The sequence below is a fragment of the Dyadobacter chenwenxiniae genome, from assembly GCF_022869785.1.
Classification (GTDB): Bacteria; Bacteroidota; Bacteroidia; order Cytophagales; family Spirosomataceae; genus Dyadobacter; species Dyadobacter chenwenxiniae.
This window is the reverse complement of sequence record NZ_CP094997.1, coordinates 4936155-4958969: the sequence shown is the minus strand read 5'-3', so window position 1 is coordinate 4958969 and position 22815 is coordinate 4936155. Positions and strand designations below refer to the sequence as shown.

The 22815-nt window shown below is 46.4% G+C and carries 21 protein-coding genes; 9 read left to right on the top strand and 12 right to left on the bottom strand.

Features of this window, described 5'->3' with window-relative positions:
* Positions 1-73 precede the first annotated feature (73 nt).
* The 3 genes from MUK70_RS21145 to MUK70_RS21135 are packed head-to-tail and all read left to right on the top strand — an operon-like array spanning position 74 to position 3963.
* A complete protein-coding gene (locus MUK70_RS21145; RefSeq protein WP_234655014.1) occupies positions 74-712 on the top strand; it encodes a (2Fe-2S)-binding protein in 639 nt (212 codons plus the stop codon).
* Positions 709-1692 (top strand): FAD binding domain-containing protein, encoded by a 984-nt coding sequence (locus tag MUK70_RS21140; RefSeq protein WP_234655013.1) that lies wholly within the window; start codon positions 709-711, stop codon positions 1690-1692. The genes MUK70_RS21145 and MUK70_RS21140 overlap by 4 nt, the downstream gene beginning before the upstream one ends.
* Before the next feature lie 24 nt (positions 1693-1716).
* The gene (locus MUK70_RS21135; RefSeq protein WP_234655012.1) at positions 1717-3963 is read left to right on the top strand and encodes a xanthine dehydrogenase family protein molybdopterin-binding subunit; all 2247 of its coding nucleotides are present in this window, start codon (positions 1717-1719) and stop codon (positions 3961-3963) included.
* A gap of 74 nt (positions 3964-4037) precedes the next feature.
* Here the strand turns inward: MUK70_RS21135 and MUK70_RS21130 are convergent, their stop codons facing one another.
* Positions 4038-4667 (bottom strand): metallophosphoesterase, encoded by a 630-nt coding sequence (locus tag MUK70_RS21130; RefSeq protein ID WP_234655011.1) that lies wholly within the window; start codon positions 4665-4667, stop codon positions 4038-4040.
* A gap of 269 nt (positions 4668-4936) precedes the next feature.
* Between MUK70_RS21130 and MUK70_RS21125 the strand changes: the two genes are divergently transcribed.
* On the top strand, positions 4937-5263 hold the full coding sequence (locus tag MUK70_RS21125) for a PadR family transcriptional regulator (RefSeq protein WP_234655010.1): 327 nt from the start codon (positions 4937-4939) through the stop codon (positions 5261-5263).
* Positions 5260-7932 (top strand): ABC transporter permease, encoded by a 2673-nt coding sequence (locus MUK70_RS21120; RefSeq protein WP_234655009.1) that lies wholly within the window; start codon positions 5260-5262, stop codon positions 7930-7932. The genes MUK70_RS21125 and MUK70_RS21120 overlap by 4 nt, the downstream gene beginning before the upstream one ends.
* A gap of 118 nt (positions 7933-8050) precedes the next feature.
* Here MUK70_RS21120 and MUK70_RS21115 read toward each other — a convergent pair whose 3' ends face one another.
* The 4 genes from MUK70_RS21115 to tcmP form a co-directional block, all read right to left on the bottom strand.
* The gene (locus tag MUK70_RS21115; RefSeq protein ID WP_256464080.1) at positions 8051-8392 is read right to left on the bottom strand and encodes a VOC family protein; all 342 of its coding nucleotides are present in this window, start codon (positions 8390-8392) and stop codon (positions 8051-8053) included.
* A 344-nt stretch (positions 8393-8736) separates the two neighbouring features.
* On the bottom strand, positions 8737-9462 hold the full coding sequence (locus MUK70_RS21110) for a DUF5131 family protein (RefSeq protein ID WP_234655008.1): 726 nt from the start codon (positions 9460-9462) through the stop codon (positions 8737-8739).
* 1 nt (position 9463) lies between these two features.
* Positions 9464-9829, bottom strand: coding sequence for a hypothetical protein (locus tag MUK70_RS21105; protein ID WP_234655007.1), 366 nt, complete (start codon positions 9827-9829; stop codon positions 9464-9466).
* A 17-nt stretch (positions 9830-9846) separates the two neighbouring features.
* A complete protein-coding gene (gene tcmP, locus MUK70_RS21100) occupies positions 9847-10563 on the bottom strand; it encodes a three-Cys-motif partner protein TcmP (protein ID WP_234655006.1) in 717 nt (238 codons plus the stop codon).
* 425 nt (positions 10564-10988) lie between these two features.
* Between tcmP and MUK70_RS21095 the strand changes: the two genes are divergently transcribed.
* Positions 10989-11231 (top strand): hypothetical protein, encoded by a 243-nt coding sequence (locus MUK70_RS21095; protein WP_234655005.1) that lies wholly within the window; start codon positions 10989-10991, stop codon positions 11229-11231.
* Positions 11232-11329: 98 nt separating this feature from the next.
* On the opposite strand, the gene MUK70_RS21090 is transcribed toward MUK70_RS21095, so the two are convergent.
* From MUK70_RS21090 to MUK70_RS21070, 5 genes are all read right to left on the bottom strand, one after another.
* The gene (locus MUK70_RS21090; protein WP_255716338.1) at positions 11330-11908 is read right to left on the bottom strand and encodes a PIN domain-containing protein; all 579 of its coding nucleotides are present in this window, start codon (positions 11906-11908) and stop codon (positions 11330-11332) included.
* Complete coding sequence (locus tag MUK70_RS21085; protein WP_234655003.1) at positions 11905-12354, bottom strand: helix-turn-helix domain-containing protein; 450 nt, start codon at positions 12352-12354, stop codon at positions 11905-11907. The genes MUK70_RS21090 and MUK70_RS21085 overlap by 4 nt, the downstream gene beginning before the upstream one ends.
* A gap of 102 nt (positions 12355-12456) precedes the next feature.
* Complete coding sequence (locus MUK70_RS21080) at positions 12457-12957, bottom strand: VanZ family protein (RefSeq protein ID WP_234655002.1); 501 nt, start codon at positions 12955-12957, stop codon at positions 12457-12459.
* Between the two features lie 94 nt (positions 12958-13051).
* Complete coding sequence (locus MUK70_RS21075; protein ID WP_234602795.1) at positions 13052-13825, bottom strand: NYN domain-containing protein; 774 nt, start codon at positions 13823-13825, stop codon at positions 13052-13054.
* A 109-nt stretch (positions 13826-13934) separates the two neighbouring features.
* Positions 13935-15743: a glycoside hydrolase family 15 protein gene (locus MUK70_RS21070; protein ID WP_234655001.1), complete on the bottom strand. Its 1809-nt coding sequence runs from the start codon at positions 15741-15743 to the stop codon at positions 13935-13937.
* A gap of 695 nt (positions 15744-16438) precedes the next feature.
* Between MUK70_RS21070 and MUK70_RS21065 the strand changes: the two genes are divergently transcribed.
* A complete protein-coding gene (locus MUK70_RS21065) occupies positions 16439-18844 on the top strand; it encodes a TonB-dependent receptor (RefSeq protein ID WP_234655000.1) in 2406 nt (801 codons plus the stop codon).
* A 2-nt stretch (positions 18845-18846) separates the two neighbouring features.
* A complete protein-coding gene (locus tag MUK70_RS21060; protein ID WP_234654999.1) occupies positions 18847-19812 on the top strand; it encodes a DUF4249 domain-containing protein in 966 nt (321 codons plus the stop codon).
* Positions 19813-19855: 43 nt separating this feature from the next.
* On the opposite strand, the gene MUK70_RS21055 is transcribed toward MUK70_RS21060, so the two are convergent.
* Positions 19856-20065: a hypothetical protein gene (locus MUK70_RS21055; protein WP_234654998.1), complete on the bottom strand. Its 210-nt coding sequence runs from the start codon at positions 20063-20065 to the stop codon at positions 19856-19858.
* A gap of 87 nt (positions 20066-20152) precedes the next feature.
* A complete protein-coding gene (locus MUK70_RS21050) occupies positions 20153-20428 on the bottom strand; it encodes a hypothetical protein (protein ID WP_234654997.1) in 276 nt (91 codons plus the stop codon).
* Between the two features lie 130 nt (positions 20429-20558).
* Between MUK70_RS21050 and MUK70_RS21045 the strand changes: the two genes are divergently transcribed.
* The gene (locus MUK70_RS21045; protein ID WP_234654996.1) at positions 20559-22814 is read left to right on the top strand and encodes an ATP-binding cassette domain-containing protein; all 2256 of its coding nucleotides are present in this window, start codon (positions 20559-20561) and stop codon (positions 22812-22814) included.
* The last annotated feature ends 1 nt before the right edge of the window (position 22815 follow it).

Sequence of the window (22815 nt, the reverse complement as noted above, 5' to 3'; positions counted from 1 at the left end):
GGAAATCAACAAATCCTGGCGCGATCTTTATAGTTCCTCAAAACGTCGCTTCGTGCACTAATCAACAATCACCATGGACAAACAAAATCCAACAGAAAAACCTGAAAAAGAGCATAGCAGCGAATCCAGGCGCGATTTCCTGAAAACAACTTCCATCCTGACTGCCATTGCCGTTGCACCTGCAACTGTGGGAAAAGCAGCAGCATATAATCTGGGAGAAAAAATAAGCACAGCTTTTGAAACGACGCCCGTAAATCTGACGGTCAATGGCGTAAAAAAGCAGCTCAGCCTGGAACCTCGCTCGACACTTCTGGACGTGCTTCGCGAGCAGCTGGATCTGACCGGGACCAAAAAAGGATGTGATTACGGTCAATGCGGCGCGTGCACGGTTCATGTGAACGGTCAGCGCGTTTTGTCCTGTCTGAGCCTGGCCATTATGCATGAAGGCGAGGAGGTTACGACGATCGAAGGACTGGCAAAAGGCGAGCAGCTGCATCCGATGCAGCAGGCATTTATCAAGCACGACGGATTTCAATGCGGTTACTGTACACCCGGACAAATCATGTCGGCCGTTGCCTGTATTAACGAAGGTCATGCCAACAGTGAAGATGACATCAGGGAATTTATGAGCGGGAATATATGCCGCTGCGGCGCATATCCCAACATTGTGAAGGCGATTCAGGAAGTTAAAAACGGGGGGCAAAAATCATGATACAATTTCAATACGAACGCGCAACGACCACGAAAGCGGCGATCAGCGGATTGGCAAACAGTGCGAATGCGAAGTTCATTGCCGGCGGCACGAATCTCGTCGATTTAATGAAACGGAACATTACAGCACCGACCAAGCTCGTCGACATTAACAAAGTTCCGCTCAAAGATATACAGCAGCAAAACGGGAAAATTATCATTGGTGCGCTGGCATTGAACAGCCACGTAGCCGATCATAAACTGATTATTGAAAAGCACCCGTTGCTTTCACACGCATTGAATGCAGGCGCCTCGGCGCAGATCAGGAACATGGCGACCGTGGGCGGAAACATGATGCAGCGTACGCGTTGCCCTTATTTTTACGACACGGCATTGCCCTGCAACAAACGGGAACCGGGTTCCGGCTGCGGCGCATTGGAAGGGCTGAACCGAATGCACGCCGTTTTTGGAACCAGTGAACAATGCATTGCCGTGCACCCGAGCGACATGTGTATTGCGTTGGTAGCATTGGATGCGACGGTTGTAGTGGCCGGTCCAAAAGGAGAAAGACGCATCCCGTTTGAAACATTTCACCGGCTTCCGGGAAACCAGCCCGAAAAGGACAATACGCTGCAAAGCAACGAAATGATCATTTCGGTTGAGATTCCGGATAATGCATTCAGCAAAAACAGCCACTATATGAAGATCCGCGACCGTGCTTCGTATGCTTTTGCATTGGTATCGGTGGCGGCGGCTTTGAACATGGACGGAAAGGTGATCAAGGATGCCCGGCTTGCAATGGGCGGTGTGGCGCACAAGCCCTGGCGGTTGAAAGAGGCGGAAAAAGCTTTGGTGGGCAAGCAAGCGACTGAGGAAACTTTCAGGCAGGTTGCGGAAATACCCATGCAAGGTGCGAAGGCTTACAAGCACAATGCATTTAAACTGAAACTTGGCCCGAATGTAATTGTGGAAGCATTGAAAAATGCGGCCGGCCTGGTGTAATTCCTAACCCTGAACGAAAAGATCATGAACGAAGCATTTTTTGATAAAAAAGAATATAAGCCGCTCGACCGCGTGGACGGCCGACTGAAAGTAACCGGGGCAGCCAGATACTCTGCGGAATATCCAATGCCCAATATGGCCTACGCCGTGCTGGTGGGCAGCCGGATTGCGAAAGGCACCATTAAAAGCATTGACTCCAAAGCAGCCGAGCGTGCGCCGGGTGTGCTCGCAGTAATTTCGCATTTGAATGCAATCAAAGTGCCTGGTTACCAGTCCAAAGGCGAGCACCCTTCTGAGCCGCCCACGAATGGTCAGCCGCTGCGGGTGTTTTTTGATAATAAAATTTATTCTAATGATCAGCCTGTTGTTGCAGTCGTTGCCACGAGCCTGGAAAAGGCTCAATACGGCGCGTCTTTGGTAAAAATTCAATATAACAAAGAGCAGCACCAAACGAATCTGGAAGCGAATGCGGGCAACGCGGTGCTGCCAGCAGCTGCAAAGAAAAATCCCAAATCGCCAACCGCGGATTATGATCGCGGGCAAAAAGATGCCTTTGAAAGCGCTCCGGTGAAGATTGAGGCAGAATATGTGCTGCCTACCGAAGTGCATAACCCCATGGAGTTGCAGGCGATCACCGCACACTGGGAAGCAGACGACCGGCTTATGGTGTATGACAAAGTGCAGGGCACGAAAATGGCTCAGAAAAATTTTGCAAAAGAGTGGAATATCCCTGAGCAGAATGTGAAGGTAATTTCCACTTTCGTTGGAGGTGCATTTGGGAACGGGCTGCATAACTGGCCGCACGAAACAGCGGCTATCATTGCCGCGAAACAGGTGAAAAGGCCTGTCAAACTGGTTTTGACACGGGAGCAAATGTTTACGATGGTGGGTTACAGGCCGCGGACCTGGCAAAAAATCCAAATGGGTGCGACCAAAGATGGAAAGCTCGTCGCGATTAACCACCAATCCATCGGCCAGACATCGAGCTATGAGGAGTTCACCGAATCGACCTTACAGCAGACGCGGATGATGTATGCCTCGCCGAGTATAAGCACGCGTTACCGTATTTTGCCGCTCGATGTAGCCACGCCGATCTGGATGCGCGGGCCGGGCGAGGCTACCGGCGCATTTGGGCTAGAATCCGCGATGGACGAGATGGCACATGCCATTGGCATGGACCCGGTTGATTTCCGGCTGGCAAATTATACCGAATCCGACCCGGACAAGAATGTGCCATGGTCGACCAAATACATGCGTGAATGTTACGAAGAAGGTAAAAAACGCATTGGCTGGGAAAACAGGAAGCTGAAACCGGGCGAAGTCCGTGACGGAGAATGGCTGGTCGGCTATGGAATGGGGACCGGCACATTTGGCGCAAACCGGAATTCGGCGACGGTTCACGCGGAGCTCGACAAGGAAGGCAATCTGGTAATGCATTGTGCGATCACCGATATTGGCCCCGGAACAGGAACGGCCATGGTGCAGATCGCGTCCAATACTACTGGAATCCCAACCGAGAAAATAACATTTCACCTCGGGAGTTCGGAGTTCCCGAATGCAGGCTTACAGGGAGGTTCGTCGACTGTGAATAGCGTGGGGCCTGCGGTGCAGGCAGCTTGTAATGCGTTGAAAGGACAGCTCATTACGATGGCAGCCGGTAAGGGGAATGCTGCTTTTACGTCTGCAAAGCCGGATGATTTAATGTTTGATAAGGCTGAAATACAGCTTGGAGGGAAGTCCTCGAAAACGACAATTGCTGATTTATTCAAACAAAATAACATTGAAAAAATAGAGACCACCAACGAATCAAAACCCGACGAAAACCGGAACAAATATTCGATGTATGCATTCTCGATGCATTTTGCCAAAGTGCATGTGCATCCGTTTACGGGGCAGGTGCGGGTGATGAAAATCGTTTGCTGCGCGGATGCCGGCACCATTGTAAGCCCGAAAACCGCAGCAAGTCAAATGATCGGCGGCGCAACGGGCGGAATTGGGATGGCATTAACGGAGGATGCAGTAATGGACCACCGGTTTGGCCGATATGTTACCAAAGACCTGGCGGATTACCACATGCCGGTGCATGCCGATGTGCCAGACATTGATGTCTATTTTGTAGATAAGCCCGATCTGTTGGCGGATCCGGTAGGAAGCAAGGGGTTGGGCGAAATTGCCATCATTGGCGTGGCGCCTGCGATAGCGAATGCCGTTTTTAATGCGACCGGAAAGCGGATTAGGGGGCTGCCGATTACGCCGGATAAGCTGATTTAAGCCGGCGCACATCATGGCTCATGCCATTAAACAATAACGGATATGCCCTAGCGCATATCCGTTATTGTTTAATGCTAACTGGTAAATCGGTTATGGTGCGATTCCAGGTAAGTATCCCTGCTCATTGCGATGGAATTGGCTTCATCCAATCTTATCGGCTCATATTTCCCTGTCTTTTTGTAAATGTTATCCATACCCACATCCAGCGATTTGCCGACATTATTAAACGAGCCGTGAACGTGGCCGTAAAACAATGGCACGTCGTGATGGGACTGATGCCAGATGGACATGGGGTAATGCGCACAGACGAACCGCAGTCCCTGAATGCTGTAAAACCCGATCTGGGTAAATTCCGTAAATAACCCTTCATATACCTGGTTTTGGGTGATCTTGTGATCGTGGTTGCCTTGCAGTAACATGATGTGCTCGCAGTTGATGCGGTATCTGAATTCAGCTATTTTGGGTTCTCCGCCGAAAGACCAATCCCCGCAATGGATGAGCAGATCCGTCTTTTTGACTTGCCGGTTGATGCCGTCAACAATGGCGTCATTCATTTCTTCCATCGTATCGAACTTTCTGCATCCTTCATTTTGCGGCGGCTCCCATTCGCTCGTTCCTGAACAAATATTTTTATGTCCATAATGCGTGTCAGAGGTGAGGAACACCTGGTCGATTTTGAATGGTAAGGCAGTAAATTTTATCATGTCCAGTGGGAACTACAAAGCAATTAAAAGTATAAAAGACCGGTCAACATTTAGTCGTTAGTCAGGCTTTAATAGATAACGAACTGTTTCCACAACGACGGATAGCAAGGCAAAAAGATTCGTTCATTTCCGTAAGCCAATGTCCGCTTTCGGACAAAATATCTTCTGAATTTGAGCTTTAATATATTGATTATCAGCTTGATAAATATGCAATGGTGTTTCGGCACATTATTTGTTTAGCAAATATTAATATAATCAACCTCTCTAAAATGGGAAGATCCTACTTGGGCGAATTTGAAGAGCTTGTCTTGCTCGCAGTAACCGTCCTCAACAGCGGCGCATACGGCGTGAGCATTGCAGAAGAGCTCCGTCAGCGCGCCAACCGCACCATCAGCCTCAGCGCCGTGCACATTGCATTGTACCGGCTCGAAGAAAAAGGCTACGTCACATCCGAAATGGGCGGGGCCACATTGAGCAGGGGAGGAAGAAGAAAACGACTTTTCAGCGTCACCATCGCTGGCCGTGAAATGCTGGCCGAAATACAACAGGTTCGTAACCAGTTCTGGAACGCAATCATAACCCCGGCGCAATCATGAAAAACGAAAAGCACATTTCGCCGCCACGCTGGGCAGATAAGTTGTTTAAAATCCTTTGCCCACCCGAGCTTTTCGAGGAACTGCAAGGTGATTTGCACGAACAGTTCGAGCTAGATGTAAAAAGAGTAGGAGTAAAGGCCGCAAAGAGCATATATGCATCAGAAACCCTAAAATTCGCCAAACCCTATTTCCTAAAAAAACGAATCCTAACCCCAAAAAAGGCCGACCGCCGACCGCTGACTGCCGACCGCCCAAAAATGCCGATTGCCGACAGCCGACAGCAGACAGCCAAACTCGCCATGCTCCAAAACTACCTCACCACCGCCCGGCGCACCCTTGCCCGCCACAAATCCTATACGCTCATCAACGTCCTTGGCTTGGTGTTGGGAATGAGCTGCGGGATACTTATTTTTTCACTTGTCAATTACCACCTTGGTTTTGACAGCTTTCACGAAAAAAGCGACCGCATTTACCGCGTCACTTCTGAGCTGCGCAATGAAACCGTCAGCAAATACGGCACTATTCCTCAGCCGATAGCAGCGGCCATGCGGAACGATTTTTCCTTCGTGGAAAAAGCATCAATGCTCATCAATTTTGGTGCGACTATTTCAATCCCTGCGGTCAGGAACAACCCCAAGTTCAGTGACGGTATTGCATATACGGAGCCTTCGTTTTTTGAGATCATGGATTTTCCCCTCGTCGCCGGAGACAAGAAAACCATGCTCTCGCAGCCCAACACTGCCGTTATTACCGAACAGCTCGCCGAGAAATATTTTCACAGCGAAGAGGCGATCGGTAAAACCTTCCGGGTAGATAACAAGACCGATTTCACCGTCACGGGCGTCATTAAAAACCTGCCCGAGAACACCGACATCCGCCAGGAAATCTTTCTTTCATACGTCACCATCAGCCAAACCCAGCCCTGGCTCAACAACTGGGGAGGTATTTATAGCGGCACCCAGGCTTTTGTCCTGCTGAAACCTGGCACAGACTTTGGTAAAGCCCAGGAAGCAATGGCTGGAATTTCAAAGAAATATTACGATGCGAAAGACGCAAAAGAATTTCGGTTCTTTTTACAGCCACTTCCGGACATGCATCTAAACGAAGAGCTGGGAGGCGCCATTGCGCAAAGTCAGCTCGTGGCGCTCTCACTTGTCGCCATTTTCCTGATCATTACCGCCTGCGTCAATTTCATCAACCTCGCCACCGCGCAGGCATTGGGCCGGAGCAAGGAAATCGGCGTTCGGAAAGTGATGGGAAGTATGAAATCACAGCTTTTCTGGCAGTTTATCATCGAAACGGCCCTCATTACCGTCATCGCGTTCGTCTTCGCGATCGCCCTGGCTTACATCGCGCTCCCGTATATGAACGAAATGCTGTCGACCCGGGTCACGCTGGATTTGTTGCAGGATTTCAATCAACCACTTTTCATTATCTGCCTGCTCGTCATAGTCACTTTCATTTCCGGCTCTTATCCGGGACTGGTACTCGCAGGTTTTCAGCCGATTACCGCGTTAAAAGGGAAGTTAACCCAAAATCAGATCGGCGGTTTTTCCATTCGCAAAGGTCTTGTTATTACGCAGTTCGCCATTTCGCAGACGCTCCTAATCGGTACCATTGTAGTGGCCAGCCAGATGCGGTTCAATAATGAGGCCGATATGGGTTTTAAAAAGGATGCCATCGTGATGCTGCCTGTACCCGAGACTTCACCTGCCAAAACCAGCGCGATGCGCGCCCGGCTTTCACAATTGCCCGAGGTAGAAAAGATCGCTTTCTGTGAAGCGCCGCCTGCCTCGCCAGATGGTAATTTTAATACCGGCATACGCTACGCATCGCGCGCCGAGGATGAGAAATTTACAATTTACCTCAAATCCGGCGATCCTGAATACATTTCCATGTTTGGGTTGCAACTGGTAGCGGGGCGAAATCTCGCGCAATCAGATACAGTTCGGGAATATCTGCTAAATGAAACGGCCGTGAAAAAGCTGGGTGTAAAACCGGAGGAGGCGATCGGTAAAAATGTGAATATCAATAACGCCGACGGCATCATTGTGGGTGTGATGAAAGACTTTCATAATTTCTCTTTCCGCTCCAAGATCGAGCCGGTTTGCCTCACCACCCGGTCCGACCATTATGGCCGCGTGGCGCTCAAAATCAGCGGACAAAATGTGCCCAAAGCCCTCGCTTCCCTCGAAAAGATCTGGAACGAAACCAATGCAGAGTACATCTATTCCTACCAGTTTCTGGACGATCACCTGACCTATTTTTACGGAAACGACGAGCTGATGCTGAAACTCATGTGGATCTTCGCCGCCATCGCGATCTTCATCGGCTGCCTCGGCCTGTACGGTCTGATTTCCTTCATGGCCGCCCAAAAAACCAAAGAAATTGGCGTTCGCAAAACCCTAGGCGCCGGCGTAGGAAGCATCGTCTGGCTCTTCGGCAAACAATTCGCCCAGCTCCTCGTCATCGCCTTCCTCATCGCCGCCCCCATCGGCTGGTGGCTGATGAACAAATACTTAGCTGATTTTCAGTATCACATCGATTTGAATGCTACTATTTTCTTAGCGGCGATTGGGATAACTTTTTTGATTGCGATTGTGACGGTTGGGTATCGGTCGATGAAGGCGGCGTTGATGAATCCGGTGAAGGCGCTTAGGAGTGAGTGAATGAGTGCCGCGGTGGAACCGAATGAGTGCCGCGGTGGAGCCGAATGATTGAATGATTGAATGAGTGCCGTGGTGGAACGGGATGAGTGCTGCGGTGGAATGGAATGAGTTGGGTGTATTAAATCTCTGCCTCAATCATCCAAATGTGCCCAAATGGGTCCCTAATCTTGCCCTGGCGGTAGCCGTAGTCATAATCCTGAGCGGGCGAAATGACTTCTCCGCCAGCGGCACTTGCCTGATTCATAACTGCATCCACATCCGCAACAAAGAGCCCGATCGTTACAGTGGTCCCATCGTGGCGTTTCGGGCAAAAAGCTTTCGGGTCAGCGGTTTCTTCATGTAGATGGAAAATAGCACCGCCGATTGACAACTCCGAAACGTGTATACTCCCGTCGCTGTTAGAGACTCTCCGCAGTTCAATAGCTCCGAACGCTTGTATGTAAAAATCAACATTCGTGATTCCATTCGGAATAACAAGTTGCGGCGCGAAGTAGTTTGAGCAGACATCTTACACCTTTGTTTTGATTGTTAAGTTAATCAATTTCGTGCAAGCTGGTTTGAATATAATTCTTACTCGCCTATCTGAATGCTTCTGCTAAATCTATGTAAGGATGGATTAAGATAGCTGATAAAGTACGGGTACCAGAGAGATTACAGAATATCTGCTCATATGTTTTTGAGGTCGCGGATGGAAGTCACTCTTCCAGCCTTAACATCCTCAATACCTTCCTTAGTGGCATTCAGAATTTGCGGGTTGGCGAAAAAGATGTCGGTTTCAGTATTTTCAATTGCTATGTTCAGGAGTTAAACGCTTTCTTGTAACAAAATTTCAGGCATTTCGTCATATGTTCTGCCGTTTAATAGTCTTCCACTCTCCTTTTTGTTCTTTCCGCCCCATTGTTTAAAGAAAAATGCTACATCGCTATCTTTACATTGTTGTTGTATATCCAAAACCCAATCTATATTCATTGCTCTAGGCTTGTGCCCGCTTTCACCGCCAACAATGACCCAATCAATCCCGGTAAGGTTTAAATTGGATAAAGGACCTAATAAAGGTTCGCAAGATAGAAATTTCACTTTTGCTCTTGTTTCCCGCAAATAATCGATCCTGCTCGTAACATTTTCATTTTCAACTGAAACTCCCATCCAAATGTTATGACTCCATTTCAATTCTTTATGAAGTTCTAACAACCTGTCCGCTCTTTTGGTTAAAACCTGAAATACGTGCTGCGGATTCTCGTTCATCACTTCAAAAACTTTCTTAATAAAATTGAGGGGAATTTCTTTGTGAAACAAGTCGCTCATTGAATTCACAAATACAACTTTCGAGTTTTTCCATGTGTATGGAGTCGAGAGAGAATCTTCATGCGTCCTAACTTCAAAATTGTCTTTATATTTTTCAATTCCCATTGCTTGCAATCTCTTGGACATGATTTCCGCATAACAAAATTTGCATCCAGTAGAGATTTTCGTGCATCCAGTTGTAGGATTCCAGGTCATTTCTGTCCATTCAATACTTGATTGTGCCATGTTATTTCAGTTTAACTTGTGTTAATGGAAACTTAGTTTTGCAAACCTCTGTCGTTAGGTTTAAGTTACATTTTTGTATCTTATCGTCCCTAATCATGCTTGAAACGACCTTCCTGGCATGGTATGGCAAAAAGCCATTAGACAATGTAAAAAGATAAATGTCTTTATCAGTTACAAGAATTTTTGTCATGATCTTCTCCCGCAATTCTCGTTCAAATAAATCTACTTTTTTTGGTTTTTGAATGTCGTTTGTGAAGATATTGTATTGCCCTTTTTGAATTTTGTCGTCATCGATATCAAAATTAGCTTCTCCACGTTCAGGATCTGCATTCCAACAAGTTTTAAGAAACTTTTCAAACCCAAGCACATGCCCACTTCCAAATATTAATCCATATAAACCTGCATTTTTTTCAACGAAAACGAAGCGAGATAATAATCCTTATTTCTTGGTATAAGGCTTTTATAGTATTCTAACACCAAACGATGTATCTTATGATACGGTGTTCTTTCAATGTCTTCACTACTTAGCTTTATGTACTGTGATATCGAAGGATGATCAACAAATCTTTTTATGGTAGAAGAGGATATAAAAAATAAAAAGTCTGTCTGCCTCAAATGAATAATCTTTGAGAAAACTTCTTCATTAATGTGCTTAACTCCGGTTTGATCCAGAAAGAGTAAATTAACACTTTTACTACGACACATAGTTGGGTACTCGAAGTCAAATGCGATTTTAAAATCCAGATTAGTAATCTTACAAGAATAAGGAGGCACCTCTCCGTTTTCAGTCAAAACAATATCGCGTAATGATTTGTATTTATCCTTATCATACTCGTTAAAATATAAGTTGACTATCAGTTGTTTATCAATTATCGTCTGAAAGTATGGACTAAGTTCGTCCAGTATTATCAATGGTGTTCCTTTGTTTCCATAGTTATCCGAACCGGGACCAGAAAAGAAATCATAAATATTAATGGTATGCCAAATAGTCTCTTTTCGAGCAAAAAAAACTGGTAACCACTCCCTCAGGTAATCTCGAAAAATTGCTAGTTTAGATCTTGTTCCTTCATCAAAGGGCTTTGCATGTAAATCTCTTTGCATTTTTTATGAGTAAGGTTTATTTGCTAGAATCATCTCTTTTTATCAGCGTTTGCAAGATTTGAGCGTAAGAAATTAGGTAACCCTCACCTTAGGATGAAATTTCCGAAAATGTCAAAATTTTCCTAGAATAAACCTAATCGCTTGAATAAATGGCATTATTTTAAACACTCACTTATTTAACGGCAACGGTTATGTTTTTATGAATTTACAAAGTGTCTGTAATGATGAACACAATCTCCTTCAAATTTGCATTTCTCCAAATTTCTTCCGAACCTTCAAGCTCCTAATCAAATGTAACATATGAAGAATCTTGCAAGAAATGCCCTGTTATGGTGGGGGTCGGCGAAAGCTCCCCGAGCGGTGTTACATCTGCTAGGACACCTAAAACAGGGCACCCCTGTTTTCCATCCTAATAATGTAACATTATGCAAACACAACCAAATTCCGACGAATCCCTGGATTCGAGGCACCTGTCTTATGGCCGGGAAGTCGCGGAGTTGCTTAGTCAAAGCAGCCCTGCTAGCTGGATGAATGACCTTTGGGACATTTACAGCGGTTACATGGCGGCGCAGACTGAGCTGGGCCACAGCCGCCGTGCGAATGACATTTTTACTTCCTTTAAGGAGTTGCTGTTCTTTTTTCAGCGGGTTGGAGAAATGAAGAAATGACCGGGTTGCCGGCGCGATGAATGGGTGACTTTTAAGCTGATTTCAACAACAAAGCCAGATAATTTAGATTGATTGTCTGGCTTTGTTGTTGATAATTACTAGAGTGATTGCATCAGCCGCAGAAACATGCTAGATGTTTTTATCAAACCTACTTTTTCCAGTTTGTCAAGAACCGCACATGCTGTTAGAGATGGTTTTCTCAAATTCCCGACCTGATTTTCAAATGCTTTCAAAGTATTATCCGGGTTTAATTCGATCAGGTTTGAAATAAAAACATCCGGGTGTTGTGGCTCAATATCAAATTGTTGCAGGTATTCCTTTGGAAAGTCTTTTATATTGGCAGTTACAAGGACATCGGCATTACAGCGCACAGCTGCGGCAAGGACATGTGCGTCATTGGGATCTGGCAACTCAAGCGATTTCATTAGCGACTGGTAGTTCAATACATTGGCATCGGGAAAGGCATTATGCATAGCGGCGATCGTTTTTCGCAGTTGTTCGGATGAAATATCCGACCTCTTCTTCAGCAAGCTCTGCGTCCATTCTTCGTGAATTTTGTCAGTCCATTTTGGAGTGTACAATTCCGCATCTGCAAGGTATAGCAGCAAGTCCCGTATTGGTGCTGGATAAAGCACGCAGGCGTCGAGGATTGCTACAAACCTCGCGGAATGAATCATTCGTAACCCAGATTTAAATCCTGCGCCTGTTCGACAAGAAATTTAAGGCTTTTTCTTGTTGTTTCTTTTTGCATTGCGGCATGTTTCATGAGGTCTTCCAGCAAAATCCTCCTGTGACTGCCTGCTTTTTTGAATGGAATAACTCCTTGTTCGAGCAGCTTCACAATATGTGGCCGGGACACATGGAGAATGTCGGCAGCTTGCTGCGTACTAAGTTCAGATTCAGATGGGAATACTGAAATCGCCTTCCCCTCTGCCATTATAGACAGGATATGTGAAAGAAATTCGAGCGCTCTCCTGGGTATCGTAAACAATTCCTCACTTTCCTGAATCCTAATGTTGACAGTATCGGACTTTCGCCTCGATATCGCAGAAGTAAAGTTTGTTACCGATTCGCTTGCCATTTTCTGTTCTCGTTTTGTTGGCCTTTCTAATACAGTTTCCATCTCGTGAGTAAATTTCCATAAAGGTAGCAAACGAAATAAACGAAACAAAGTTCTAACATAACTCACGCATCCCAATCGCTTTGAGCGAGATAATTACCCCCGTTACCGCAGAATTATAAAAATAAATCGCATAAACAGGGAAGCGAGGAGCAGGAGTATTCCGATGACGATGATGGCCCGGTCTAAATTTTTACTTGAAATATATTTATTGCTCAAATCGTAGAGTTGAAGTCCGAGAAATCCACCCAAAGTATTTGTGATTAAGTCGGTTATATCCGTTGCCCCAATTCCGAATATGTATTGAAGCAGCTCCACTATGAAGCTGAATGCAAGTATAAAACCGAGCTTTGGTAGGAATTTGGCTTTTTTAAAACTGGCGCTCAAAAGCAAACCGAATGGAATGAAGATCACACAATTCATAATCATTTCTCCATAATTGACTCGGCCATTTTTGATGGCAGGCGCAGCAAATGGAATCAGGTTGAGTGTTCTGTTTGCACCGGCAAGCAGGGACGGAATACTGAATGTCAACTTGAAGAGCACAAACCATATCAATATCACTAAATATATTACCAGCAATCCCCTGGATACTGTTTTTTCCATATAATCCTCTTTGGTTAACCGGCGTCTCCGCGATTTAGCGATTGCATTGTTTATCCCTTTAGCATAATCACGCCCGTCGCCGATTCATGCTCAGTCATTTCAACCTTACCAGCGGGTGGTTCAGGCCGTTTACATCATTTTTGACGATTTTATATTTCGCCAGACTTTTAAATAGTGAGGTCAATGTCTTGAATCCGTAGGTGCGGGAGTCGAAGCTGGGGTCGATTTTTCGAAGTGAGGTGCCGATTTTGGAAATGAATGCTTCTTCTTCCTCATTGGCCGAAATCTCGAATGCCCTATCGATAATGTTCATGTCGATCTTTGGGAACTTGTGTTTGGTTTCCGGCTTTTTTGGCTCCTTTTTTACAATTTCCTTTGGGGTAACATCCACTTTCAGCGGCTCAGGTTCCTCAACATTCGTTTCCAGCTCGGCCACGAGGTTTTCGCTGAATGTGAAGATCTCGCAGGAATTTACGAATGCAATGGGTGTATTTTTCCGCCCGATTCCCATCACGAAAAGCCCTTCTTCGCGGATTCTTTTGGCAAGCCCGGTGTAATCGCTGTCGCTCGACACAATGCAAAATCCTTCCACACTTTTGCTGTGCAGAATGTCCATGGCATCAATAATGAGCGAACTGTCGGTGGAGTTTTTGCCTGTCGTGTAAGAAAATTTCTGGATCGGACTGATCGAATGCTGGTTCACAATGTCCTTCCAGCTGTTCATTTGAGACGTGGTCCAGTCGCCATATATGCGTCGGATGGTCGCTTTTCCGTATTTGGAAACTTCTTCCAATGTTTCCTTCATCAATTTGGCCTGCGCATTGTCCCCGTCGATCAATACGGCAATGTTGAATTTGGTTTCACTCATGGTTGAATCGTTTTCGGATTCCAACTTACATAATATATTTCAACAGGTCGCAATGTGCGATTGCCGAAATGGTCGGCAAACGAGCGCCTGAACCTGCGCTATCCATGCATTACTGTCGGTCCATCTGCTTATCAATCTCTAACGCCGCACTGATTAAAGCCAAATGTGTAAATGCCTGCGGGAAATTTCCCAGGTGCTCGGCCTTGTGTCCGATCTGCTCGCTAAACAGGCCCAGGTGGTTGGCATATCCTATCATTTTTTCAAAACTATCCAGCGCTTTGGCTACTTCTCCACTTTTGGCAAGGGACTCTATATACCAGAACGAGCACATATTGAATGTGCCTTCTTCCCCTTCCAGGCCGTCGAATGACGTTTCGCCGTTTTTATAACGGTACAAAAGGACGTCCACACCCAATTGTTCTTCCACGACTTTCAATGTGGACAGCCAGCGCGGTTCGCGGGGTGCGATAAAATGCATCAGCGACATGAGTAACACACTGGCGTCAACACTTTTTGCGCCTTTGTGCTGCACCCAGGCCCCGATTTCGTCGTTCCAGAAATTGTCATAAATGTCTGTATAAATATCGTCGCGCACCTTTTTCCAGTCATTTTCCGGGAAAGGGAAGGAGCGGTGCTGGCCAATTTTGATTGCGCGGTCCATCGCCACCCAGCACATAAGCCGGCTGTGCAGAAAGTGCTTTTCGGTATTGCGTATCTCCCAAATTCCGTGATCGGCCGTTTTCCACTGTTTGATAACCACATTAACCTGTTTCACAATGGTTTCCCAGAACTCAAAAGTGATCGCGGAATGCTGCTTATTATAAATGTAAATGGTGTCGATCAGCTCACCGTAAATATCGAGCTGATACTGGTCCTGCGCCCCATTGCCGATCCTTACGGGTTTTGAATTCTGATAACCGCTCAAATGTTCAAGCGCTTGTTCCGTCATATCATGCCCGCCATCGATTGTGTACATGAGGTAAAGCTTGTCTTCCTGGCAGCGATCGTGGATCCATTCCAGAAATGCCGTGGCCTCATCTGTATAACCGAGCCGGAGGAATGCGTACATCGTGAAAGCCGCGTCCCTGATCCACATGAAACGGTAATCCCAGTTGCGCCCGCCACCGATCAACTCCGGCAAACTGAATGTCGGGGCCGCCACCATGGAACCCTGCTCGCGGGAAGTGAGCAATTTGAGTGTAATCGCCGAGCGGTTCACAGTGCCGGTCCAGCGACCTTTGTAACTGGATTTTTTGGACCATTTCCGCCAGAAGTCGACCGTATCCTGGTAAGTATTTTTCTTATAATCTTCAATCGGGTTTTCGTCTTCGACCTGCGTTTTGCCGCATTCCAGCACCAGGTAAGCAGTTTTACCCTGTTCAAGCGTAAACTCGGCGTAACCAGTGTTTTGCTTGATCTGCAAAGGGACATCTGCGATCAGGCGCATCACTGTCCCATCCGCATCATTTGCATTGAAATACACCCCTGCGTCACGCATCTCACACGTATGCGAAGCATTGGCGTAGTTAAAAGCAGGCGCACACTTCGCCCGGAAAGTGATATTCCCCCGAACCGTTTTCACCTGCCGCACAATCGCATTTGATTTATCCATCCGGTCATCGACCGGCATGTAGTCGGTGACTTCGGCTATGCCCTCTTCTGAGAAAAATCGGGTGAGCAGCACTGCTGTGGCCGGCAGGTAAAGCTGCTTGGTGTTGTATCCGTCCATTTGCGGAAAAATGGCAAAACTGCCGCCACTTTTGTTGTCCAGTAGTTTTGCAAAAACAGTCGGCGAATCGAAAGCGGGATAACACATAAAATCGATTGAGCCTTCCACGGAAACAAGGGCAACGGTTTTGAGGTTTCCAATTAGCCCATAATCCTCAATCCGGGCGTGTTCAGGGTTCTTTTTGGGCATTTTTCTTCTTTGTAAGTGTAAGCATTCAGAGGCGTAAATTATCACGCCAGGAAAAAAAATGGCGGCGTTGCCATCGGAAGCTGGTTGCCGTTAGAGCTCCGGTTTGAGAACAAAATCCCCAACTTCCAGCTTTGCAACAAATTCCAAGCGAAGCCTATCCAAAAATTTACCGTTTAATCAACCAGCCCCGCCGCAGGGAAATCCTGGGGCGTTTTGGACGCGTAAAGGCATGAGATTCGATGCTGGTTTTGAAATTTAGTTTACACCTTTTCACTTAACTATGAATAGTTATGAAAACGAACAGATCAATTTATGTTATAGCTGCTTTAATAACAGCGTTGGGCTCGTGTAAGCAGAAGGACATTACCGCATTTAGTCCACTTTCTGACACGCCGGCCCCTGGGCATCAACTTCGGCCCCCGGCCCCTAAAGGGGTGGTGAACATCCAAGTAAAACGCAAAGTCCCCTTTAGGGGATTTGGGGGCAAAGCAACTCACAACCGCTTGCCTTTTGCAGCAACGCCACATTCTCTCTGGTTAGCCCTCTGAAAACGGCCCTAACCAGTTAATCACCATTTTCACCACGCATTCAAGCGGAATCGCTAAACCTCTTGTTCAGGCAATTCGGAGCAACGGAGCTGGTTTGCCTGAACTTAAAAACCCGCGTGTCCCTGAATGCAATAAGTTTGAAATTTTATGAGAATAAACATCATAATTGCCTTATGCATGGCTTCAATGTCGGTTTTTGGGCAAAAACGTATAACCATCAGCGGTTTTGTGAAAGAAAAGGGAAGCCAGGAGTTGGTGACCGGTGCAAACGTTTACATTCAGGGCTCCTCCAGTGGAGCAGTGACGAACAATTACGCATTTTATTCTCTGACCGTCCCCGCTGCTGATTCGGTGACCATTGCTTATTCGCTGGTGGGTTACGAGACCGCATGGCGTACGATTGGGGCACGGCAGGATACCGAACTTAACGTCAGTTTATCTTCCATACGTCAATTGGATGAAGTAACTATATCTGCCCGCAAGCAGGAGGATAATGTCAGCGGCTCGGCGCAGATGAGCGTGCTCGAAATCCCGATTGAACAGATCAAAAAAATTCCTTCGCTCCTGGGTGAGAAGGATGTATTGCGGGGATTACAACTCATGCCTGGTGTGCAAAAAGGCACCGAGGGACAGACCGGATTATATGTGCGCGGCGGCGGCCCCGATCAAAACCTGATTATTTTGGACGATGCGGTGGTTTACAATGCCAGTCATTTGTTCGGGTTCTTTTCGGTGTTCAATAGCGACGCCATCAAGCGTGTGGAATTGACAAAAGGCGGCTTTCCTGCGCGTTATGGCGGGCGGCTTTCTTCGGTTGTGGAAATGGACATGAAAGAAGGAAGTAAAGAAAAACTGCATGGCGAGGGAGGAATCGGGCTAATAGCTTCAAGGCTGACTTTGGAAGGGCCGCTATCAAAAGGCAAATCCTCGTTTTTGATCTCCGGACGACGGACTTATATCGACGTGCTGGCTGCTCCGGTCTTGGCATTCACGGCGAAGAGAGAAGGAGAAAATGGGTTCCGGCCGGGCTACTATTTCTACGATTTGAATGCCAAGATCAATTACGACCTTGGCTCAAAAAACAAGCTTTTTGTCAGCGGCTATCTGGGACAAGATAAATTTTCTATCAAAGAAGAGCATGGGACATTTAAAATGAAAGCCGGCCTGGATTGGGGGAATGCAACGGGCACTATGCGCTGGAACCACGTTTTCAACCGTAAGCTTTTTGCAAATACGGCCTTCGTTTTTACCAGTTTCAACTTTACCACAACAAGTTATTTCAGGGAAGCCGTTGGTCAGGGAGATGCTACAAGCGAGTCGCGGCTGCGTTATGATTCCCGAATTCAGGATTTAAGTCTTAAAAGTGATTTTGATTTTTATCCCAATGCGTCGCATGCTATCAAGTTTGGCGTGCAGGCCACGCGCCACAAATCCACTCCTTCTGCTTTGGCCCTTTCCGGTACATATAGTGAGGACGACATTGATCCTAATGAAGAGCCGGTTTATTCCTTGGAAGGCGGGGCTTACTTTGAAGACACCTGGCAGCCTTTTGAAGTATTGAAAATGAATCTGGGCTTTCGGTTGAGTTATTTCAAGTCAGACAAAAAACAATACATCAATCCCGAGCCGCGTTTTTCGGCAGCATTAAGGCTGGCGCCTGACTTTTCTGCAAAGGCTTCCTATGCGCGAATGAATCAATATGTTCATTTATTGTCGAACACCGGCCTGGGCTTACCGACCGATTTATGGGTAACCAGCACGGACCGCATTGCGCCGCAGCAATCGAGCCAGGTGGCATTCGGGTTTGCGAATGATTTGCAGGACAGAGGCTTAACTGTCACATTGGAAGGATTTTACAAGGATATGAAACGAATTCTCAGTTACCGCGAAGGAGCCAGTTTTCTTGGAATAAGCGGAGAAAATGCAAATGATGTAGACTGGCAGGATAATGTTACATCAGGAAAAGGCTGGTCCTATGGTTCTGAATTCCTGGTCCAGAAAAAGAGCGGCAAGCTTTCCGGCTGGGTAGGCTATACATTATCCTGGATTTACTGGAAATTCCCGGAACTGAACAATGGGCAGACATTCCATCCGCGCTATGACCGGCGGCATGACCTGTCTGTTGTGGGTATTTATGAGTTCAATAAGCGCATTACTATGTCTGCCAGCTGGGTTTATGGAACCGGAAATGCGCTTACGGTGCCTGCTGCCGCTTTTTATCCTGTTAGTGATAAATTTTTTAGCAGGTTTGACCCGAAAGAAAATATGCTGAACAGCCATTACAAAGAATTCGGGGCTTCTGAATTTCCGGCCAAAAACAATTTTCGCGCAGAAGCATTTCACCGGATGGATCTTTCAATTCAGTTTCATAAAAAAAAGAAACGCCACGAACGAACCTGGGAGTTCAGCGTTTATAATGCCTACAATCGAAAAAATCCGTTTTTCTACGATCGCTCGGAAGAAAAGCTGGATAATGGCGAATGGAAAACGGTGCTAAAAAAATACTCCCTGTTTCCCGTATTGCCCTCATTCAGTTACAACTTTAAATTTTAGCCATGAAACTTACAAAATTCATTTTCGGCATAGTGCTGCTGACCGTTATAATTTCTGCTTGCGAAACTCCTTTAACCAACATCCCGCCTTCTAAGCTCCCGCAGACGGAATCTAAACTGGTTGTGAACTCAATGATCTCGCCCCAGTTGCCCTATATCAATGTGGTGGTTACAGAATCTATCCCATTATTTTCACAAACTGACGCAACCGAAAGACGTATAGATAATGCCACCGTCCGGATCTCGGACGGTGTGAATGAAATGGTTGTTCCTTATGACAAGGAGAATAAACTTTACAGCATTCCACAGTCTAAATTCCCCATCAAGGAGTCAAAAACGTATTATTTATCTGTGTCCGACAAGACCAGAAGCGTTTCGGCACAATGTACGGTTCCCGGCAAGAAGCCGGTGATTAAATCTTATGAGTTTGACACCATGCTGGTCGACAATCCATACATGCAGGATACGGTCTTGACGTTGCGGATGAGCTGGCAGGACATTCCTGGAGACACGAATTATTACAAAGTCGATGCAGGCATTGATTTGGAATATGCTGTTGGAATAAAGACAGACAATAATGAAATCCGGGAGAAGATGCTTAGAGATCATTTCCATTTTTACTGGCAAGGCCAGGAGGGAAGAAGTGAGTTCATCAGTGACAAACACCTCGATGGCAGTATCATGAACTCGCTGCTTGGAAAATTTAACTATTTCAATCCAACGCAGTTAACGATGGCTGATAACAAAAATGTCACTATTTATCCCAAAACTAAGGTTCTGGGAGTATTGCTGGAAGTTTTTAATGTGGATGTAAATTATTACAAATACCAGCGATCAATTGAAATCAAGAGCAATTCAGACAGCCCGCTTGCAGAACCTGCACCGCTTTACTCGAATGTTAAAGCCGGGCTAGGGTGTTTTTCTGCGTATAATGCGGCACAAGTAAAGGTTTCTTTTCCTAATAAATGAATGATTGAGCGGGTGCTGCTGACTACAAGGTTCGAGCCGCATATCACTTCACCAATAAAAACACAGCAAAACGGCCATCAAAGTATGCGCGGTGGTAGTTTTCAATATCGGGATCTGACGGGAGCGGGAAGAACTTTTCCTGATTAAACTGGTAATCCATCAAAATGAAACCTGCATTGTTCGCCTTTGCCCAGTGCCCAAATCCATCAGGGGTCATATTTGATCTTATGGCAATACAGCTTATAGTTTTCATGCGTCCGTAAGGTTTTAAACTTGTCGTATTCGTTAAAAAAGAATGTCAGCGGCACAACACCGGTTTCGTCCTTGGGTAGTATTTTCTCTAAACTTTGGTAGGTTTTTGGTAAATACGGATCACAACGGCCCCAAATCCCAGAAAAAGTTTATGGCTGACCAAAATTTGATCCTCCCATCCTACAATTCCCCGGAAAAACTCTGACCTTATAATGCCTTCTTTATGAAGCCAATAAGATTGTTCGCCGAACCATGCGTCGTCTCCGGTGGGGAAACGATTGATATAAGTGGATACGGTAAGGATAATGAAAATAGACAGTAAGCCGGCCAGATGCGTCTTGCGGAGCTGAGGAACGGGAATCATTTAATTTATTTTCAGGAAGTTTAACGGAAAAATGCCTTTTTGCATAATGGATCGGATAGGGTGCGGATTATGCTTGTGATCAGCATCCTGTTAGTTCCGTTCAAGCCATGAATCATAAAAATTACAAACTATGTCCCAGGAATTTATTGAAATCCGCGGTGCCCGTGAAAACAATCTCAAAAATGTATCATTGCGCATTCCCAAGCGCAAAATTACAATTTTCACCGGCGTTTCCGGCTCCGGAAAATCTTCTATCGTTTTTGACACCATAGCCACCGAGGCGCAACGCCAGCTGAATGAAAATTTCAGCATGTTTATCCGGAATTTTCTGCCAAAGTATGCGCAGCCTCATGCCGATGCCATCGAAAACCTCAGTATGGCCATTGTGGTGGACCAGAGAAGGTTGGGAGGGAATTCGCACTCTACATTGGGCACGATCACGGATATTTCGCCGGTTTTGCGGCTTTTATTTTCAAGGATCGGGCATCCGCATATTGGGAATTCCAATGCGTTCTCATTCAATGATCCACAGGGAATGTGCCCGGAATGCAATGGTATAGGGAAGAAAATGGGCGTCGTGGCGGATTCATTCCTGGATATGTCCAAGTCACTGAATGAGGGAGCTGTCCAGGTTCCGGTGTTCGCAACCTGGGAAAAAAGCAGCTATGCCAGCTCAGGATTTTTTGATAATGACAAAAAGCTCTGTGATTTCACCGACGAAGAAATGAATCTGCTGCTTTACGGCAAAGACCTTAAATACAAGCTCCAGGTCGGTGGCGGAACCATGAATGCAACCTATCTCGGTGTTATTGAAAAATTTGAAAAAGCATACATTAAGAGGGATATTAAGACATTATCGGAAAGGACGCAGAAAACGGTAGCGCCTTACATTGCCCTGAAACCTTGTCCGTCCTGCCATGGTGCCCGGCTGAGCCAGGCAGCATTAGGCTGTAAGATTGATGGCAGGAATATAGCGGAAATGTCTGCTATGGAAGTTTCGGAACTGGTGTCGTTGATCAGGAAAATAAAAGATCCCCTGGCTGCGTCTATGGTGGCAACGTTATCCGAGAGATTGCAGCATTTGGTGGACATTGGACTCGAATATCTCAGCCTCGACCGGGAAACAACCACATTGTCGGGAGGCGAATCGCAGCGCGTTAAAATGGTCAAGCACCTGAGCAGCAGCCTCATTGACGTGATGTATATTTTTGACGAGCCAAGTGTGGGTTTACATCCCAGAGATGTGCACCGGCTCAATGCACTGCTCGGAAAGCTGCGCGACAAGGGTAACACGGTGATTGTGGTAGAGCACGATCCGGACGTGATTAAAGTGGCAGATCATATCGTCGATGTGGGCCCGCACGCGGGAAGCAAAGGCGGAAACATTGTCTTTGAAGGGAGCTTTGCCGAACTGGTCAAATCGGATACGCTTACCGGCCGCCACGTCAAACAATCATTACCGTTGAAAGAAAAATCACGGAAGCATTCGGGCAAGCTTTCGGTAAAAAATGCAAATATCAATAACCTGCACAATGTGAGCGTAGACATTCCCACCGGCGTGCTGACCGTAGTAACGGGCGTTGCGGGTTCAGGAAAAAGCTCGTTGATTAATCATGTATTTTTGAAACAACATCCGAAGGCGATCGTCATTGACCAGTCGGCCGTTGGCACATCTACACGTTCGAACCCAGCGACTTATACGGGTGTGATGGATGATGTGCGCAAGGCGTTTGCGAAGGAAAACGCCGTTAGCGCGTCTTTATTCAGTTTCAATTCGCAGGGTGCTTGTCCAAATTGCCAGGGGCTTGGGGTAATCTACACGGATCTTGCTTTTCTGGACGGCATTAAAACACCTTGTGAAATTTGCGAAGGGAAGCGTTTTAAGGAAGAGGTTTTGGCTTACAAGTTGGACGGTAAATCGATTTCAGATATTTTAGAAATGACCGTCTCGCAAGCACTGGACTATTTTACCCAAAAAGAGATCCTGCATAAATTGCAGGCCATGAGCGATGTAGGAATTGATTATCTAACCCTCGGTCAGCCGCTGAGCACATTGTCGGGAGGCGAATGTCAACGCATTAAGCTTGCGAGCGAATTGCACAAAAGTGGCAGTGTATATGTCCTGGATGAGCCTACGACCGGGCTGCATATGTCTGATATTACGCATTTGCTGTCTATCATGAACCGCCTGGTGGATGCCGGGAACACGATGATCGTAATTGAGCATAACCTGGATGTGATCAAAAATGCAGATTGGATCATTGATATGGGCCCGGATGGAGGCACGAAAGGAGGAAAGGTCGTTTTTGAGGGCACACCTCTGGCGCTGCTGGGCGCCGAAGGATCCATTACGAGCTCGTATCTTAAAGCTGCAAGTGGCATGTAGC

Coding starts and splice junctions, on each gene's coding strand:
- MUK70_RS21050 (WP_234654997.1), bottom strand. CDS start 20,428: ATGATTCCCGTTCCTCAGCTCCGCAAGACGCATCTGGCCGGCTTACTG.
- MUK70_RS21060 (WP_234654999.1), top strand. CDS start 18,847: ATGAAACTTACAAAATTCATTTTCGGCATAGTGCTGCTGACCGTTATA.
- MUK70_RS21085 (WP_234655003.1), bottom strand. CDS start 12,354: ATGGAAACTGTATTAGAAAGGCCAACAAAACGAGAACAGAAAATGGCA.
- MUK70_RS21145 (WP_234655014.1), top strand. CDS start 74: ATGGACAAACAAAATCCAACAGAAAAACCTGAAAAAGAGCATAGCAGC.
- MUK70_RS21135 (WP_234655012.1), top strand. CDS start 1,717: ATGAACGAAGCATTTTTTGATAAAAAAGAATATAAGCCGCTCGACCGC.
- MUK70_RS21090 (WP_255716338.1), bottom strand. CDS start 11,908: ATGATTCATTCCGCGAGGTTTGTAGCAATCCTCGACGCCTGCGTGCTT.
- MUK70_RS21140 (WP_234655013.1), top strand. CDS start 709: ATGATACAATTTCAATACGAACGCGCAACGACCACGAAAGCGGCGATC.
- MUK70_RS21055 (WP_234654998.1), bottom strand. CDS start 20,065: ATGAAAACTATAAGCTGTATTGCCATAAGATCAAATATGACCCCTGAT.
- MUK70_RS21065 (WP_234655000.1), top strand. CDS start 16,439: ATGAGAATAAACATCATAATTGCCTTATGCATGGCTTCAATGTCGGTT.
- MUK70_RS21080 (WP_234655002.1), bottom strand. CDS start 12,957: ATGGAAAAAACAGTATCCAGGGGATTGCTGGTAATATATTTAGTGATA.
- MUK70_RS21125 (WP_234655010.1), top strand. CDS start 4,937: ATGGGAAGATCCTACTTGGGCGAATTTGAAGAGCTTGTCTTGCTCGCA.
- MUK70_RS21095 (WP_234655005.1), top strand. CDS start 10,989: ATGCAAACACAACCAAATTCCGACGAATCCCTGGATTCGAGGCACCTG.
- MUK70_RS21120 (WP_234655009.1), top strand. CDS start 5,260: ATGAAAAACGAAAAGCACATTTCGCCGCCACGCTGGGCAGATAAGTTG.
- MUK70_RS21070 (WP_234655001.1), bottom strand. CDS start 15,743: ATGCCCAAAAAGAACCCTGAACACGCCCGGATTGAGGATTATGGGCTA.
- MUK70_RS21045 (WP_234654996.1), top strand. CDS start 20,559: ATGTCCCAGGAATTTATTGAAATCCGCGGTGCCCGTGAAAACAATCTC.
- MUK70_RS21075 (WP_234602795.1), bottom strand. CDS start 13,825: ATGAGTGAAACCAAATTCAACATTGCCGTATTGATCGACGGGGACAAT.
- tcmP (WP_234655006.1), bottom strand. CDS start 10,563: ATGCAAAGAGATTTACATGCAAAGCCCTTTGATGAAGGAACAAGATCT.
- MUK70_RS21110 (WP_234655008.1), bottom strand. CDS start 9,462: ATGGCACAATCAAGTATTGAATGGACAGAAATGACCTGGAATCCTACA.
- MUK70_RS21130 (WP_234655011.1), bottom strand. CDS start 4,667: ATGATAAAATTTACTGCCTTACCATTCAAAATCGACCAGGTGTTCCTC.